General features: G+C 68.3%; 11 protein-coding genes. 8 read left to right on the top strand and 3 right to left on the bottom strand.

Annotation, left to right across the window (positions count from 1 at the left end):
• Positions 1–29 precede the first annotated feature (29 nt).
• Positions 30–1,247 carry a multidrug effflux MFS transporter gene (locus ACFSCU_RS11345; protein WP_333705649.1) on the top strand — a complete coding sequence of 406 codons (1,218 nt, stop codon included), beginning with the start codon at positions 30–32 and terminating at the stop codon, positions 1,245–1,247.
• Positions 1,248–1,281: 34 nt separating this feature from the next.
• Here ACFSCU_RS11345 and ACFSCU_RS11340 read toward each other — a convergent pair whose 3' ends face one another.
• A complete protein-coding gene (locus ACFSCU_RS11340; protein WP_180551288.1) occupies positions 1,282–1,926 on the bottom strand; it encodes a response regulator transcription factor in 645 nt (214 codons plus the stop codon).
• Positions 1,898–3,667 (bottom strand): sensor histidine kinase, encoded by a 1,770-nt coding sequence (locus ACFSCU_RS11335; protein ID WP_257646230.1) that lies wholly within the window; start codon positions 3,665–3,667, stop codon positions 1,898–1,900. Before ACFSCU_RS11335 ends, ACFSCU_RS11340 begins: the two co-directional genes overlap by 29 nt.
• Before the next feature lie 185 nt (positions 3,668–3,852).
• Here ACFSCU_RS11335 and dsrO point away from each other — a divergent pair, with 185 nt between their 5' ends.
• The 4 genes from dsrO to sugE all read left to right on the top strand — a co-directional run bounded on the left by dsrO (position 3,853) and on the right by sugE (position 9,554).
• Positions 3,853–4,626 carry a sulfate reduction electron transfer complex DsrMKJOP subunit DsrO gene (gene dsrO, locus ACFSCU_RS11330; protein WP_180551287.1) on the top strand — a complete coding sequence of 258 codons (774 nt, stop codon included), beginning with the start codon at positions 3,853–3,855 and terminating at the stop codon, positions 4,624–4,626.
• A gap of 19 nt (positions 4,627–4,645) precedes the next feature.
• A complete protein-coding gene (nrfD, locus tag ACFSCU_RS11325; RefSeq protein WP_377560718.1) occupies positions 4,646–5,680 on the top strand; it encodes an NrfD/PsrC family molybdoenzyme membrane anchor subunit in 1,035 nt (344 codons plus the stop codon).
• 82 nt (positions 5,681–5,762) lie between these two features.
• Positions 5,763–9,023, top strand: a complete 3,261-nt coding sequence (locus ACFSCU_RS11320; RefSeq protein WP_377560917.1) for a molybdopterin dinucleotide binding domain-containing protein — start codon at positions 5,763–5,765, stop codon at positions 9,021–9,023.
• Between the two features lie 213 nt (positions 9,024–9,236).
• Positions 9,237–9,554: a quaternary ammonium compound efflux SMR transporter SugE gene (gene sugE / locus ACFSCU_RS11315; RefSeq protein ID WP_180551285.1), complete on the top strand. Its 318-nt coding sequence runs from the start codon at positions 9,237–9,239 to the stop codon at positions 9,552–9,554.
• Positions 9,555–9,625: 71 nt separating this feature from the next.
• Here sugE and ACFSCU_RS11310 read toward each other — a convergent pair whose 3' ends face one another.
• Positions 9,626–13,252 carry an indolepyruvate ferredoxin oxidoreductase family protein gene (locus ACFSCU_RS11310; RefSeq protein ID WP_377560717.1) on the bottom strand — a complete coding sequence of 1,209 codons (3,627 nt, stop codon included), beginning with the start codon at positions 13,250–13,252 and terminating at the stop codon, positions 9,626–9,628.
• A 110-nt stretch (positions 13,253–13,362) separates the two neighbouring features.
• Between ACFSCU_RS11310 and ACFSCU_RS11305 the strand changes: the two genes are divergently transcribed.
• The 3 genes from ACFSCU_RS11305 (at position 13,363) to ACFSCU_RS11295 (ending at position 16,157) form a co-directional block, all read left to right on the top strand.
• Positions 13,363–13,899, top strand: coding sequence for an Lrp/AsnC family transcriptional regulator (locus ACFSCU_RS11305; RefSeq protein ID WP_180551284.1), 537 nt, complete (start codon positions 13,363–13,365; stop codon positions 13,897–13,899).
• A 96-nt stretch (positions 13,900–13,995) separates the two neighbouring features.
• Positions 13,996–14,199 (top strand): hypothetical protein, encoded by a 204-nt coding sequence (locus tag ACFSCU_RS11300; protein ID WP_180551283.1) that lies wholly within the window; start codon positions 13,996–13,998, stop codon positions 14,197–14,199.
• A gap of 206 nt (positions 14,200–14,405) precedes the next feature.
• The gene (locus tag ACFSCU_RS11295; protein WP_373368351.1) at positions 14,406–16,157 is read left to right on the top strand and encodes a cytochrome D1 domain-containing protein; all 1,752 of its coding nucleotides are present in this window, start codon (positions 14,406–14,408) and stop codon (positions 16,155–16,157) included.
• The last annotated feature ends 220 nt before the right edge of the window (positions 16,158–16,377 follow it).

Below are 16,377 nucleotides of genomic sequence, written 5' to 3'. Positions count from 1 at the left end.
CTTCGGCGTCCGGTCAAGTTCCTCCTGACATGAACCCCGACGCCGCCAAACTCTGGACCGCCCCGCGCTGGGCGCTGGCCATTCTGCTGGCAGTGCTGGGCATGCTGGGGCCGTTCTCGATCGACACCTACATCCCGGCTTTCTCGGCCATCGCCCAGTCGCTGAATGCCACGCCGGTGCAGATGCAGCAGACACTGTCGGCCTATCTGTTCGGCTTCGCCTTCATGAACCTGTTCCACGGTGCGCTGTCCGACAGCTTCGGCCGCCGGCCGGTGATCCTGTGGGGGCTGGCGATGTTCACCGTGGCCTCGCTGGGCTGTGCGCTGGCGCAGAACGTGGGGCAGCTCATCTTCTTCCGCGCGCTGCAGGGCCTGTCGACGGGCGCCGGCATCGTGGTCTCGCGCGCCGTCATCCGCGACATGTTCCCGCCCTCCGAGGCGCAGCGCGTGATGAGCCAGGTCACCATCTATTTCGGCGTGGCGCCGGCGGTGGCGCCCATCATCGGCGGGGTGATCGCCGAGTACCTGGACTGGCACTCGATCTTCTGGTTTCTGGTCGGCGTGGGCGTGGTGCTGTGGCTGGCCAACTGGCGCCTGCTGCCCGAAACCCTGCACGTGCAGGACCGCCAGCCGTTCCAGGTTCGCAACTTGATGCGTGGCTACTGGCAGCTGCTGACCGACGCGCGCTTTCTGCTGCTGGCGCTGGCCTCGGGCGTGCCGTTCAACGGCCTGTTCCTCTACGTGCTGTCGGCGCCGGCGTTCCTGGGCGACATCCTGCAACTGCGGCCAACGCAGTTCTTCTGGTTCTTCGTGCTGTCCATCGGCGGCATCATGGCCGGCTCGTGGCTGTCGGGGCGCATGGCGGGCAAGGTCAAGCCGAAGAACCAGATCATGCAGGGCTTTCGCATCATGCTGGGCGTGTCGGCCATCAACGTGGTGGCCAACGCCGTGCTGACGCCGAACGCCTGGTGGTCGCTGTGGCCGGTCACGGTGTTCGCCTTCGGCTGGGCGCTGATGGTGCCGGTGGTCACGCTGCTGGTGCTCGATCTGTACCCGGCGCGGCGCGGCATGGCGTCGTCGCTGCAGGCCGTGGTCGGCTCCACGGCCAACGGCATCGTGGCCGGCGTCGTGGCGCCGCTGGTCATGCATTCGGCACTCGGGCTGGCCATCATGTCGACCGCCTTCATGGCCGTGGGGCTGCTGGCCTGGCTGTGGCTGCGCCGGCGCTGGCCGGGCATCGGCGGCTGAGCACCCTGCCCTGACGCGCGACCGCGCGGGCGCCTCAATCGAGCGCCGTGGGGTCGGCCTGCAGCATCAGGCGCGCCAGTTCGGCGGCGCTGCCCACCTCGGCCTTTTCCATCACGTGCTGGCGGTGGATGTGCACGGTCTTTTCGCTGATGTCCAGCTCGCGCGCCACCAGCTTGTTCGGCAGGCCTTGCGCCACCAGCCGCGCCACTTCCGCCTCGCGCGGCGACAGGCGCGCCAGGCGGTCGCCGGCCTGCTGCGCGCGTTCGCTGGACACCAGGTCGGCCTCGCGCTGGCGCAGGGCGGCCGACACCACATCCAGCAGGCGCTGGTCCTTGAACGGTTTTTCCAGAAAGTCGAACGCGCCGCGCTTCATGGCCTGCACCGCCAGTTCCACGTCGCCATGGCCGGTGATGAAAACGATGGGCAGATGGCAGCCGCGCGCGATCAGGGCCTGCTGCAGTTCCAGCCCGCTCATGCCCGGCATGCGCACGTCCAGCAGCAGGCACCCGGTCTGCTCGAGCGCAGGCAGGCCGGCGTCGAGGTAGTCGGCTGCCGACGCGTGGGCCTGCACGGGCCAGCCCATGGATTCGAGCAGGAACACCAGCGAGCGGCGGAACGCGGCGTCGTCGTCGACCAGATGAATCTGCCACTCAGGCACCACGGGTGGGGTTTCGGTCATCGTCGGGAAGGGTCAGGGTGAATTGCAGGCCGAGGCCGTCCTCGGCAGCGCTGGCATCCAGCCGGCCGCCATGGGCTTCGGCGATGCTGCGGCAGATCGACAGGCCCAGGCCCATGCCATCGGCCTTGGTGGTGAAGAAGGGTTCGAACAGGTGCGATTGTTGCCCAGTCGACAGCGGTTCTCCGCGATCGCGCACGGCAATGTGCACGCCACTCGTGTCGCGCCGCAGCGTGACGGTGAGTTGCTGCCGCTCGGCGGGCAGATGGCGCGTGGCGTCCCAGCCGTTCTTCAACAGGTTGAGCAGCACCTGCTGCACCTGCAGCGCATCGACGGTGAGCATGGTGCCCGCCGGCAGTTTGTCCACGACGTCGACCGGCGGCGCGTGCACCTGCATGCCGCGAAACAGGGCCACGGCCTCATGCACCAGCGCCACCGGGTCGACCACCTGCCGCTGCGCCACACGCTTCCTGGCGAAGGCGCGGATGCGGCTGAGCACGCCGGCGGCGCGCTCGGCCTGGCCGGCCATCTCGCTGGCGGCTTCCCGCGCGGCGTCGGGGCTCAGGCGCTGCTGGTCGACGCGGCGGATCAGGCTTTGCGCATAGTTGCCGATGGCCGCCAGCGGCTGGTTCAGCTCGTGCGCCAGCGTACCGGAGAGCTCGCCCAGCACCGACAGCCGCGCCATGTGCTCGGCCTGCTCGCGGCTCTGGCGCAGGCGTGCTTCCAGCTCCTCGCGTTCACGCGCCGCCTGGCGCAGATCGGCGGTGCGCGCCTGCACCTGACGCTCCACGTGCAGGGTGTAGACACCGCCCAGCGCGATCAGGCCCAGCAACCCCGCCAGCCACGGCCAGTAGCGCTGCGCCAGCGCCGTCAGCGTGGGCACGCGCAGGTTGGCATAGGGGCCGATCTTCAGCTCGCGCTGCATCTCGTGCACCGACTGGTAATCGGCCGGCACGGTCCAGGTGATCGGGCTGTCGCCTGCGCGCATTTCCAGCAAGGCGATGGTGACGGCACGTGCCAGCGCCGGGTCGGTGTGGCGCAGCGTGGCGATGGGCCAGTTGGGATAGACGCGGGTGGAGGTGGCGCAGGCAAAGCCCATCTCCGGCCGTGGCGCCACCACGCGAAAGCGCTGGCGCCACTCCGGCCGGCTCTCGACCATGCAGGCTCGCACGAAGCCGGCATCGGCTGCGCCGCTGGCCACGGCCTCCAGGACGCGGTCCATCGGCAAGCCGACCACCAGCAGCTGCCGCAGATCGCTGGCAGGGTCGATGCCCTCCGCCGCCAGCTCGCGCCACACCAGCTGGTAGCCGGAGAACGCCTCCTTGCCGACCACGGCCACGCGCTGCCCGCGCAGATCGGCCAGCCGCTGCACCTGCGGGTTGCCCGCCAGGGTGACCACCGCCGCGCCCACCGCCTGCCACGCCGAGGTCGGCAGCGTGCTGCCCGTTTGCAGCGTCAGGATGCGCGAGGCGCCCAGGCGCGATTCGAGTTCGACATAGTGCCCCGGGTTGGTGATGATGAAGTCGACGCGACGTGCTTGCGCCGCTTCGTTGAGCGCCGCGTGGTCCAGCGAGATCAGCTCGACCGCACGCCCCGGCAAGGCGCGGCGCAACTGGGTGGCCACCGGCGTCCATTCCTCCACCGCGGCGTCGGCACCCAGGTAGGCCAGCACGCCGATCCGCACCGTGCCACCGCCCTGCGCCCAGGCCAGCGCAGCCCAGCAGCACAGCCACGCACCCAGCAAAAGCCGGCACGCTGCGCGCGAACAGGAACGAAGAAAAACCATCACACCCATTTCAATTCCGAGTAACCCGGTCGGCAATAGGGAAAAGCGTCTAGCGACCTCATTCATTCACCCGATTGGCGGTGGGGTTATTGGTTCCTATATTGGGGCACGCGCTGAAAAGCGTCTTGAAGGGACCCTACGCAATGACCATTCCAACCCCTCCCGCCACCCCGTCGACCAGCAAGCGCGGCCTGCTTCGCGCCTTGCTGGGCTTCGGCGTCACGGCCACCGGCATGGTGGTCGCGGCCGATCCGGCCGAGGCCGCCATCGGCAGTCAGCCCGCGCGCCGCCCCGGCGCCGACGGCAAGCGCTACGGCATGCTGGTGGACATCCGCCGCTGCATCGGCTGCCAGGCCTGCACCGTGAGCTGCTCGATGGAGAACCTGCCTCCGCTCGGCCAGTTCCGCACCACGGTGCTGCAGTACGAGGTGGATACCAAGGTGCAAGGCGCACCGCCCGCCATGGTGAGCCTGCCGCGCCTGTGCAACCACTGCGACAACCCGCCCTGCGTGCCGGTGTGCCCGGTGCAGGCCACTTTCCAGCGCACCGACGGCGTGGTGCTGGTGGACAACGAACGCTGCGTGGGCTGCGGCTACTGCGTGCAGGCCTGCCCGTACGACGCGCGTTTCATCAACCACGAGACGCAGACTGCCGACAAGTGCACGTTCTGCGAGCACCGGCTGGAGGTGGGCCTGCTGCCCGCGTGCGTGGAAAGCTGCGTCGGCGGCGCCCGCAAGATCGGCAACCTGAACGACCCGGCCAGCGAAGTGGCCACCCTGCTGCGCGAGCACAAGGACGACGTGAAGGTGCTCAAGCCCGACCTGGCGACCCGCCCGCATGTGTTCTACATCGGCCTGCCCGAGCAGTTTGTCAGTGGCATCGACGGCCAGGCCGGTGTGCGCGTGGCGGCCAACTGAGCCGACAAGGAGAACAGCCATGAACATCATCGAGTTGCTGACCCCCGCCTACGAAGCCGCTTGGCTGCCCTGGGCGGTGCAGTATTTCTTCCTGATCGGCATCGCCACCACCGCGGCGCTGCTGGCTGCCTGGCTGGCTTTCGCGCCGGCCGGCACCGACCGCGCCCGCCTGCTACCGGCGGCGGTGGTTGTGCTGCTGGTCGCCAGTATTGCGGCGCCCGTGTCGCTGCTGGCCGACCTGCACCAGCCAGGCCGCTTCTGGCACTTCTATGCTCACCCCACGTCCTGGTCTTGGATGTCGCTGGGCGCCTTCCTGCTGCCGGTCTTCGTGATGCTGGCGCTGGGTTTCGGCGTCGCCTGGTGGTTGCGCAAGCCGGGGTTGATGCGCGCCGTGGGCGTGCTGCTGGCACTGAGCGCGCTCAGCGTGCTGGTCTACACCGGTGGCGAGATGATGGTGATCCGCGCCCGTCCGCTGTGGCACACGCCGTTCCTGCCGATCAACCTGGCGTTGACGGGCGCCCTGGGCACGCTGGGTGCGGTGCTGCTCGTGGTGCGCTGGATGCCGCAGGGCCTGGCGGGCTGCCCTCTCGCCCTGGTGCGCCGGCTGGCGCAAGGGGTGACCGCTGCCCTGGTGCTGGTGGCCCTGGCCTGGGCCGTGCTGGGCCTGGCGGGGCAGTCGCCCTCGTTCACCGAGGCGGTGAGCCTGTTCAACGAGTTCGGCGCCTGGAAGCTGGCGCTGGTCGGCTCCATCGTCGGCGGCCTGGTGCTTCTGGCCATGATCTGGGCGCCTTGGCGCGCCCCGGCTTGCGGCACGCAGACGCTGGTGTTCGCCCTGGCGATGCTGGTGGCCGCCTGGGTGTTCCGCTGGATCGTGTTCATGGCCGTGCAGACGGTGCCCAAGTTCGGCGCCGGCCTGTACCTGCAAGGCGTGTCCTGGGGCAGCGATGGCGTGCTCGGCATGGCGGGCGTCTTTGGCCTGGTGGCGGCATTGATCACCATCGTGACCTGGGGGCTGTTCCGGTTCCCGCCCCGCAGCAGCGCGGCGCTGGCCTGATTGAAGGAGATTGGTGATGAATGACGCAGTGAAAACCCAGAACCCGGCGGGCACGACGCCGCCCGATCTCAGCAAACGCCAGATGCTCACGCGCGGCGGCATCGCCGCCGGCGGCTTGGCGGCCTTCGCGGCCGGCTATGGCGAAACGCTTTTCAAGGCCGGCAAGGGCTTGGTCACCGGCAGCGCGGGCGAGGTGCCGGCACACGCCACGCGCGGCAATTCGCTGACGCCCGAGTTCCGAATCGACCCGGTCAGTGGCCAGCTCAGCACCCAGCCCGGCCAGACGGTGAGCATGTCCAGCTGCCTGGGCTGCTGGACGCAGTGCGGCGTGCGCGTGCGCGTGGACACCGCCAGCAACCGCATCATCCGCGTCGCCGGCAACCCCTACCACCCGCTGGCCACGGTGAGCCCCGCGCCCATGGACATGCCGGTGCGCGAGGTGTATGCCAAGCTCGGCGGCGAAAGCGGGCTGGAAGGCCGCGCCACCTCGTGCGCGCGCGGCTCGTCGATGCTGGAGCAGCAGAACAACCCGCACCGTGTGCTGCAGCCGCTCAAGCGCGTCGGCCCGCGCGGCTCGGGCCAATGGAAGACGATCTCGTTCGAGGAGCTGGTGAAGGAAGTCTGCGAGGGTGGCAACCTGTTCGGTGAAGGCCAGGTGGACGGCCTGCGCGCCATCTTCGACCAGAACACCCCCATTGACGCCGAGAACCCCGAATACGGTCCCAAGTCGAACCAGCTCATCTTCACCGACTCGGCCAACGAAGGCCGCACCGGGCTGGTGCGCCGCTTCACCGAGCAGTCGTTCGGCAGCCGCAACTTCGGCAACCACGGCTCGTACTGCGGCCAGACCTTCCGCGTCGGCACCGGCGCGGCGCTGGGCGACATCCGCGCCATGCCGCACGGCAAGCCGGATTGGCCCTCGGCCAGCTTCGGCCTGTTCATCGGCGCGGCCCCTGCGCAGTCGGGCAACCCGTTCCAGCGCCAGGGCCGCCAACTGGCCGAGGCGCGCACGCGCAAGGACAACCCTTTCCGCTACGTGGTGGTCTCGCCCATCCTCCCCACCTCGTCGAGCATGGCCTCGGGCGACGGCAACCGCTGGTTGCCCGTCAAGCCCGCCACCGACCTGGCGCTGGTGATGGGCCTGATCCGCTGGATCATCGACAACGACCGCTACGACGCCCAGCACCTGAGCCAGCCCGGCCCCGCCGCCATGGAAGCGGCTGGCGAGGTGGCCTGGACCAACGCCACCCACCTGGTGGTGGCGGATCCCAAGCACCCGCGCTTCGGCAGCTTCCTGCGCGGCGCCGACCTGGGCTGGCCCAAGCCGGAGCCCAAGCCCGTGCCAGCCACGCCCGCCGCTGCTGCGCCCGCCGCCGTGGCCGCAGCACAGCCCAAGCCTGCTGCCACCGCTGCCCCCACCGCCAAGCCTGACGCAGCCGCGCCCGCTGCCGCGGCCCCTGCTGCAGCACCGGCCCAGCCAGCGCCCGCGCCCAAGGTCGAGGAAGTGCCCGACGTGTACGTGGTGCAGGCAGCCGACGGCACGCTGGTGCCGCACACCCGAGCCGAAGCCGCCAACCTGAAGGTCGAAACCACGCTCGACATTCCGGCCTGGGGCGAGCAGGGCCAAGGCGTGGCCGTGATGACCTCGATGATGATGCTGCGCCGCGAAGCGCACAAGAAAACGCTGGACGAATACGCCGAGCTGTGCGGCGTGCCGCGCGCCGAGATCGAGGCACTGGCGCAGGAGTTCACCAGCCACGGCAAGCACGCCGTGGCCGACGCGCACGGCGGCACCATGGGCGGCGCGGGCTTCTACACCGCCTATGCGATTGCACTGCTCAACGTGCTGGTGGGCAACCTCAACGTCAAGGGCGGCCTGGTGCTCGACGCCGGCCAGTTCGGTCCTTTCGGCCCTGGTCCGCGCTACAACTTCGCGCAGTTTCCGGGTCGCGCCAAGCTGGCGGGCATCGCGTTGTCGCGCAACAACTTCCCGTACGAGAAGACCAGCGAGTTCAAGCGCAAGCAGGCCGCCGGCAATGCCTACCCGGCACAGGCACCGTGGTACCCGGCCACCGGCAACCTGAGCAGCGAGATGGTGGCCTCGGCCCTGAACGGTTATCCGTACCGCGCCAAGGTGTGGTTCAACCACATGAGCAACCCGGTCTACTCGATCAACGGCTTCAAGAACGCGTTGCTCGACAAGCTGAAGGACCCGTCGATCCTGCCGCTGGTGGTGTCGATCAACCCGTTCATCAACGAGACCAACGCCTACGCCGACTACATCGTGCCCGACACGGTCACGTACGAAAGCTGGGGCATCTCGGCGCCGTGGGCCGACGTGGTGGTCAAGTCTTCCACCATCCGCGTGCCCGCGGTCGAGCCGAAGGTGGCCAAGACGGCCAGTGGCGAGCCGGTGAACCTGGAGTCCTTCCTGATCGCGGTGGCGCGCACACTGGGCATGCCCGGCTTCGGCCCCGGCGCGCTCAAGGACAAGGACGGCAACGCCCACGACCTGAACACCGCCACCGACTTCTACCTGCGCGGCATGGCCAACATCGCCTGGGCCGGCGGCAACGTGCTGCCCGACGCCAGCGACGACGACCTGGCCGTGACCGGCATGCAGCGCCATGCCGAGCTGCTGCAAGCCGCGCTCAAGCCCGAGGAGTGGCGCAAGGTGGCGATGATCATGACCCGCGGTGGGCGCTTCGACAACCTCGACAAGGCCTGGGACGGCCAGCACCTGAAGGCGCGCCACAAGCCGGCGCAGGCGCTGTGGAGCGAAGACCTGATCAAGATGCGCCACAGCATGACCGGCCAGCGTTTTGACGGCTGCCCCACCTGGCACCCCACCCGCCTGGCCGACGGCACGCCCATGCGCGAGAAGTTCAACGAGGCCGACTACCCCTTCCTGATGACCTCGTACAAGTCGAACCTGATGAGTTCGATGGCCATCGCGGTCGAGCGCCTGCGCCAGGTGCACCCGCACAACCCGATATCGATCAACCGCGAGGACGCGGCGCGGCTGGGCATCGGCAACGGCCAGAAGATCCGCGTCACCAGCCCCGGCGGCAGCATCACCGGCGTGGCCATCGTGCGCGACGGCGTCATGAAAGGCGCCATCGCCGTCGAGTACGGCTACGGCCACAAGGAGCTGGGCGCCCGCACCCACTCCATCGATGGCAAGCCGCTGGCCGCCAACGCTGCGCTGGGTGCTGGCGTCAACATGAACGAGATGGGTCTGGTCGACGTCACGCGCGGCGAGCAGCAGCCCAACGGCTGGGTCGAGGCCATCTCGGGCGCCGCCGTGCGCCAGGGCCTGCCGGTGCGGGTGGAGCGGGCGTAACACCACCACTCTGGCGCGGGTCGGCATGGCCGCACTCGCGCCTGGGTGGTTGATGCGCCACACGCGCGCGCACGCCGCAGTTCAAGGCAAAATCGCGCTCCAGGCGCCATGCTTGGGGCGCCACCAGCTATCAACACGATAGCAAAACGGCAGGTCGACCTGCCGTGTTTTATCGCTTGTGGGGACGACCCCGCCCTGGCTCGGAGTGCTCCCATGTCCTGGATTCTGTTGTTCGTCGCCGGTCTGTTCGAGATCGGCTGGGCCATCGGCCTGAAGTACACCCACGGCTTTACCCGCCTGTGGCCCAGCGTGGGCACGGCGCTGTCGATGCTGGTCAGCGTGGTGCTGCTGGGGCTGGCGATGCGCGATCTGCCCGTGGGCACCGCCTACGCCGTGTGGACGGGCATCGGCGCCGTGGGCACGGTGATCCTGGGCATCGCGCTGTTCAACGATCCGGCCAACGCCGCGCGGCTGGTCTGCGTGGGCCTGATCGTGGCCGGCATTCTGGGCCTGAAGCTGACCAGCGTCTGAGCCGCCACCTCGCCTCTAGAATACAAGCCAAATCGGCATCCAGCGCCCGCCCTACGGGCGCTGGCAGCTATTTATTTTGAAGCAACCGCTGCGCTGGGTGCTGCCTTCGCGATCGGTATGCCCTTGATCTGCCCTGCCTGCGGCTGGCGCGGCGGTGCCGGGTAGCGCGCGGCGTCGAAGCGGCGCAGCAGCTCCATCTCGCGCACGCGCGCCAGCACCACGGCGGCCTGCTTGACGTGGCCGAAGCCGCGCATCGACAGTGGCACCGCAGCAATGTCGACCGCGAGCCGGAGGTTGCCGGTCGTCAACTGCGGCAGCAGTTCGCGCACGCGGGCCTCGAACCGTTCGATCAGTTCGCGCTCCATGCGGCGCTCTTCGGTGCGGCCGAAGATGTCGAACACGCCACCGCGCAGCGCCTTGCCCCTGGCCAGCCAGCGCAGCGCGGGCAGCAGCCAGCCGCCCAGCTCGATCTTGCGCGGCGGCTGGCCATTCTTGCCGCGGCTGATCAGCGGCGGCGCCATGTAGAAGCTGAGCTTCACGTCGCCCTCGAACTGCTGGTCCAGCGCCTGGCGGAACGCCGGGTCGGCGTACAGGCGCGCCACCTCGTACTCGTCCTTGTACGTCATCAGCTTGCGCAGCGACAGCGCCACGGCGCGGGTGAAGGCCTCGCTGCCGGGGGCCACGGCCTGCTCGCACGCGTGCGCCTCGCGCACCAGCGCGGCGTAGCGCCCGGCCCAGGCGGCGTTCTGGTACTGGGTGAGCTGGCTCATGGCGTGGGCGATAAGTTCATCCAGCGATTCGCCGTGAGGGGATGCCGGCTGCACCGCATCGCCCAGCAGTGCCGCGCACGCGCCCGGGTCGGCCGCGGCCAGACGGCCGAGCGAGAAGGCGGCCTGGTTGGCCGGCACGGCGACGCCGTTGAGTTCGATGGCGCGCTGGATGGCAGCGAAGCCGACGGGCACCAGCCCGCGCTGCCAGGCGTAGCCCATCGCAACGATGTTGGCCGTCACCGTGTCGCCCAGAAAGTCCTCGGCCAGGCGCTGCGCGTCGAAGGTTTCCACGCGCTCGTCGCCGGCGGCAAAGCGCAGCTTGGCCAGCAGGCCGTCGGTCTTCAGGCTGGCGTCGGGGTTCTTCAGCGATTCGGCCACCGGCGTTTCGTGCACGTTGGCCAGGATGCGCGTGCGGCCGTGGCGCACCGTGCCCAGCGCCTCGGGCTGCGCGGCCACCACGGTGTCGCAGGCCAGCACGGCGTCGGCCTGCTGGGTGTCGATGCGCACCTGGTTCAGCCGCTCGGGTACGTCGGCCAGGCGCAGGAAGCTCATCACCGCCCCGCCCTTTTGCGCAAAGCCCATGAAGTCGAGCACGCTGGCGCTCTTGCCCTCCAGGTGCGCGGCCATGGCGATCACGGCGCCCACCGTCACCACGCCGGTGCCGCCGACGCCGGTGACCAGCAAGTCGTACGGGCCGGTCCACCCGTGCGGCGCCGGCTCGGGCAGGCTGGCCACCAGGCGCGTGAAGGCGTCCTGCCCGCCCTCGCCGATGCGGCTGCCGGACAGCGCACCGGCCTTCTTGCGCAGCGTGCCGCCCGTCACGCCCACGAAGCTGGGGCAAAAGCCCTTGGCGCAGGCATAGTCCTTGTTGCAGGCGGTCTGGTCGATCTTGCGCTTGCGACCGAGCGCCGTCTCGTGCGGCAGCACGGCCACGCAGTTGCTTTGCACGCTGCAGTCTCCGCAGCCTTCGCACACGGCCTCGTTGATGAACAGGCGCTTGTCGGGGTCGACCAGCTCGCCCTTCTTGCGGCGGCGGCGCTTTTCGGCGGCGCATGTCTGCTCGTAGATCAACACCGTCACGCCGTCGATCTCGCGCAGCTCGCGCTGCACGCGGTCGAGCTGGTCCCGGTCGAAAAATTCGGTGCCGTGCGGAAAGCGCGCCTTCTGGCCGTCGTATTGGCCGATGTCGTCGGACAGCACGACGACCTTCTTCACACCCTCGCTCTCGACCTGGCGCGCGATGGCATCGACGCTGATGACGCCATCGACCGGCTGCCCGCCCGTCATCGCCACCGCGTCGTTGAACAGGATCTTGTAGGTGATGCGCGCCTTCGCCGCCACCGCCTGGCGGATGGCCAGATAGCCCGAGTGGTAGTAGGTGCCGTCGCCCAGGTTCTGGAACACATGCGGCTTTCTGGTGAAGCGCGAATGCGACACCCAGTCCACGCCCTCGCCGCCCATCTGGATCAGGCCCTCGGTCTCGCGGTCCATCCAGTTGGCCATGAAGTGGCAGCCGATGCCGGCGCGCGCGGTCGAACCTTCGGGCACCACGGTGGAGGTGTTGTGCGGGCAGCCAGCGCAAAAGTACGGCAGGCGCTTGACGCTGTCGGACTCGTTGCTGAGCAGTTCGGGCAGCGTGAAGTCGCGCACCAGCGCACGCCGGTCGGCAAAGCGATCGGGGAAGTGGCGGATCAGCCAGTCGGCCGTCAGCTCGATCAGGCGCGAAGGGCGCAGCTCACCCAGGCTGCTGACGAGCGGCTGGCCGCCGGCATCGCGCTTGCCCAGGATGACTGGCCGCACCGGGGCGTTGTAGAACAGGTCGCGCAACTGCGCCTCGACCACCGCGCCCTTTTCCTCGATGACCAGAATCTCGCGCAGGCCCTGCGCAAACGCCTGCATGCGCGTGGTCTCGATGGGGAACGACAGGCCCACCTTGTACAGCCGCACGCCCGCATCGGCCAGCATCTGCGGCGAGATATCGAGCCGCCGCAGCACTTCCATCAAGTCGTAGTGCGCCTTGCCGCAGGTGACGATGCCCACCGTGGCCAGCGGCGACTCGATAACCTGGCGGTCGATCGAGTTCACAGCCGAAAAGGCCGCCACCGCCCGCAGCTTGTGCGCCAGGCGCTCCTCGATCTGTAGCGACGGCAGATCGGGCCAGCGGTAGTGCAGGCCCTGCGCGGGGGGCATGAAACCCGTGGCTGCACCCACGTCGTCCGCACTTTTCCACGCCGCCACGCGCGCGTGGATCGCGTCCAGATCGACCGTGGCGCCGCTTTCCACCACTTCCGACAACGAGGTCAGCCCCACCCAGTGGCCCGAAAAGCGCGACAGCGCCCAGCCGTACAGCCCGAACTCCAGGTGCTCGGCCACGTTGGCCGGCGCCACGATGGGCATGTGGAAGGCCTGGAACAGCTGGTCGCTCTGGTGCGGCATCGACGACGACACGCAGCCGTGGTCGTCGCCCGCCACCACCAGCACGCCGCCGTGCGGCGACGAGCCATAGGCATTGCCATGCTTCAGCGCATCGCCCGCTCGGTCCACGCCCGGGCCCTTGCCGTACCACAGCGCGAACACGGCATCGCAGGTCTTCTCGGGGTCACTCTCCACGCGTTGCGTGCCCAGCACCTGGGTGGCGGCCAACTCCTCGTTGATGGCGGGCACGAACGTCAGCCCCGCCTCTTTCCATGGCGTGCCCGCCTTCCAGATTTGCTGGTCGACCATGCCGAGCGGCGAGCCGCGGTAGCCGCTGACGAAGCCGCGCGTATCTAGCCCCGCCGCTTCGTCCAGCCAGCGCTGCATCAACGGCAGGCGCACCAGGGCCTGTGTGCCGGTGATGAAAACCTGCCCCTGCCGCGCCCACAGGTTGTCGCCCAGGCGGTAATCGCGGCGACGCAGGGCAGGTGTGATGGCGGGGTTGGCGGGCATGGCGTCTCCTTGCATTTCTGGCCACCAAGCTTATAGACCGGACGCTGAAAATGCTTCTTATTTTTGCTATCATCGCCTAATATTCAGGAAGATTTTTCTTAAAAAGCAATATGACAAAGAATATCATTCTTGATTCCGCCAGCGTGCGCATCCTGCAGGAGTTGCAGCGCGATGCCCGCCAGACGGTGCAGCAGATCGCCGAGCGCGTGGGCCTGTCGAGCACGCCGTGCTGGAAGCGCATCAAGGACATGGAGGCGACCGGCGTCATCCGGGGCTACAGCGCGCTGGTCGATCGCGCCAAGGTGGGGCTCGACCTGATGGTGGTGGTGGAGACCAACCTGAGCCAGCACACCGAGGACCTGGTGCAGCAGTTCGAGCGCGCCGTGGCCGCCACGCCGCAGATCGTGCGCTGCCTGTCCACCACCGGGCAGGCCGACTACATCCTCACCGTGGTCGTGCCGGGCATTGCCGAGTACGAGCAGTTCCTGCACGGCACGCTGTTCAAGCTGCCCGGCGTGACGCACGTGCGCTCGTCCATCGTGCTGAAGGAAGTCAAGGCCGAGGTGAAACTGCCGATCGACCCGCAACAGGCGGCGCCCAGCGCACGCAGAGCGCCGGCACCCGGCGCATCTCGCGGCACGCGCTGACGCAGCCTGCGGCGCTGTCTGACAGCGGCCTCGGCCCCGATTGGAGACGATCGAGCCATCGTCAAACGCTTCTCCGCTTTACCAGCAGGCCGTCCCATGCAAACCACCGGATCGCTGCACCGCCCCCTGCTCCTGGCGCTCGGGGTGCTGCTGATTTCGGGCATCGCCGCCGTCACCATGGCCCACACGGCGCATTTCCAGCCCGTGACATCGGCCGAGGTCGAGGGCGCGCTCAGCCATCTGGTTCAGGTGGCCGCCCCGGGCGCTGGAGATCAGAGCACTGGCCAGGGTTTACCCTGAGCCGCACGCCGGCGAGCATCGGGCGCTCGCCGACCTTCTTTGAGCCCGAACCATCTTTGTGAAAAACCCTGACTTGAACCAAGTCAAGGACGGGAACCCCCCTCAACCCAAGAATCGTGGTGCCCGAGTAGATCTCAGGCGGCCATCGAAGGGCATTCCCACTATCAGGCCGCTCCGGTGACACGGAAAACACGATGAAAACATCCATGAGGAAGTCCAAACTCTCCCCGCTCACCGCGGTGCTGACCACCGCCATGTTGCTGGGCGCCGCCGCCGCGCATGCCCAGCAGGCGCCCGCCGCGGCCGCCGATGGCCACAAGGGCCAGGTCACCCCGGCCGAGCAGAAGTACCAGGGTGCGCCGTCCCCGCTGGCCAAGGAGCCGATGCACCAGACGAGCAACCCCAAGGCCCCGCCCATGACGCAGGCCGAGTTCGACCGCGCGCGCCAGATCTACTTCGAGCGCTGCGCCGGCTGCCACGGCGTGCTGCGCAAGGGCGCCACCGGCAAGGCGCTGACGCCGGACCTGACGGTTGAAAAAGGCACCGAGTACCTGAAAGTGTTCATCGGCTACGGCTCGCCCGCCGGCATGCCCAACTGGCTGACCTCGGGCGACTTCGACGCCGCCACCGTCGACCTGATGGCGCGCTACATCCAGCACGACCCTCCCACACCGCCCGAGTTCTCGCTCGAGGACATGGAGAAGTCGCGCAAGGAGTACATCCCCGTCGCCAAGCGCCCGACCAAGAAGATGAACAACTACAACATCAACAACATCTTCTCGGTCACGCTGCGTGACTCGGGCGAGATCGCGTTGATCGACGGCGACACCAAGGAAATCATCAACATCGTCAAGACCGGCTACGCGGTGCACATCTCGCGCCTGTCGGCCTCGGGCCGCTACCTGTACGTGATCGGCCGCGACGCACGCCTGAACCTGATCGACCTGTGGATGGAGAAGCCCGACAACGTGGCCGAGATGAAGATCGGCCTGGAGGCCCGCAGCGTCGAAACCAGCAAGTTCAAGGGCTGGGAAGACAAGATCGCCATCGCCGGCACCTACTGGCCGCCCCAGTTCGTGCTGATGGACGGCGACACGCTGAAGCCGCGCAAGGTCGTCTCGACCCGCGGCATGACCGTGGACAACGAGTACCACCCCGAGCCGCGCGTGGCCGCCATCGTCTCCAGCCACCAGAAGCCCGAGTTCCTGGTCAACGCCAAGGAAACCGGCAAGATCTGGATGGTCGACTACACCGACCTGGAGAACCTGAAGACCACGCAGATCGACACCGCCAAGTTCCTGCACGACGGCGGCTTCGACTCCACCCGCCGCTACTTCATGACGGCCGCCAACGCGTCCGACAAGATCGTGGTGGTCGACACCAAGACCAGCAAGCTGGCCGCGCTGGTGCCCGTGGGCAAGACGCCCCACCCCGGCCGCGGCGCCAACTTCAAGCATCCGAAGTTCGGCCCCGTCTGGGCAACGTCCGGCCTGGGCGACGAGAGCATCGCCGTCATCGGCACCGATCCGGTCAAGAACAAGCAGCACGCCTGGAAGGTGGTGCAGTCGCTCAAGGGCCAGGGTGGTGGTTCGCTGTTCATCAAGACGCACCCGAAGTCGACCAACCTGTGGGTCGACACCACGCTCAACCCCGATCCGAAGATCAGCCAGAGCGTGGCGGTGTTCGACATCCGCGACCTGGACAAGCCGCCGCAGATCATCGACATCGCCGCCTGCGCCAAGATCGCCGACGACGGGGCCAAGCGCGTGGTGCAGCCCGAGTACAACCAGAAGGGCGACGAGGTCTGGTTCTCGGTCTGGAGTGCGATGAACAAGCAGTCGGCCATCGTGGTGGTTGACGACAAGACCCGCACCTGCAAGACCGTGCTGAACGACAAGCGTCTGGTCACCCCGACCGGCAAGTTCAACGTCTACAACACGCAGCACGACGTTTATTGACGCCCCCTGTGGCGCTGGCGCGCCTTCCCCCACTGGGGGACGCATGCAGTGGCCGGGGAAACCCCGGCCACGCATGCCCCGGATGGCCTGCTCCGCGGCCATTTGTCATTTCAGGGGGTTGCTCGCAGCCTCCGGTATTTCTCCCTCTCCCCCTGGGAGAGGGTTGGGGTGAGGGCCAGCGGCGATGGATTGAACGCCGCCCTCACCCCAGCCCCTGGCT

The sequence above is a fragment of the Ottowia beijingensis genome (genome assembly GCF_042680925.1).
In the GTDB taxonomy this organism is placed as follows: Bacteria; Pseudomonadota; Gammaproteobacteria; order Burkholderiales; family Burkholderiaceae_C; genus Ottowia; species Ottowia beijingensis.
This window is presented reverse-complemented; position numbering and strand designations above follow the sequence as displayed.

Excerpts from the sequence above, each read along its gene's own strand:
- ACFSCU_RS11305 (WP_180551284.1), top strand. The coding sequence starts at position 13,363 with ATGACAAAGAATATCATTCTTGATTCCGCCAGCGTGCGCATCCTGCAG.
- nrfD (WP_377560718.1), top strand. The coding sequence starts at position 4,646 with ATGAACATCATCGAGTTGCTGACCCCCGCCTACGAAGCCGCTTGGCTG.
- ACFSCU_RS11340 (WP_180551288.1), bottom strand. The coding sequence starts at position 1,926 with ATGACCGAAACCCCACCCGTGGTGCCTGAGTGGCAGATTCATCTGGTC.
- ACFSCU_RS11320 (WP_377560917.1), top strand. The coding sequence starts at position 5,763 with ATGCTCACGCGCGGCGGCATCGCCGCCGGCGGCTTGGCGGCCTTCGCG.
- sugE (WP_180551285.1), top strand. The coding sequence starts at position 9,237 with ATGTCCTGGATTCTGTTGTTCGTCGCCGGTCTGTTCGAGATCGGCTGG.
- ACFSCU_RS11345 (WP_333705649.1), top strand. The coding sequence starts at position 30 with ATGAACCCCGACGCCGCCAAACTCTGGACCGCCCCGCGCTGGGCGCTG.
- ACFSCU_RS11310 (WP_377560717.1), bottom strand. The coding sequence starts at position 13,252 with ATGCCCGCCAACCCCGCCATCACACCTGCCCTGCGTCGCCGCGATTAC.
- ACFSCU_RS11300 (WP_180551283.1), top strand. The coding sequence starts at position 13,996 with ATGCAAACCACCGGATCGCTGCACCGCCCCCTGCTCCTGGCGCTCGGG.
- dsrO (WP_180551287.1), top strand. The coding sequence starts at position 3,853 with ATGACCATTCCAACCCCTCCCGCCACCCCGTCGACCAGCAAGCGCGGC.
- ACFSCU_RS11295 (WP_373368351.1), top strand. The coding sequence starts at position 14,406 with ATGAGGAAGTCCAAACTCTCCCCGCTCACCGCGGTGCTGACCACCGCC.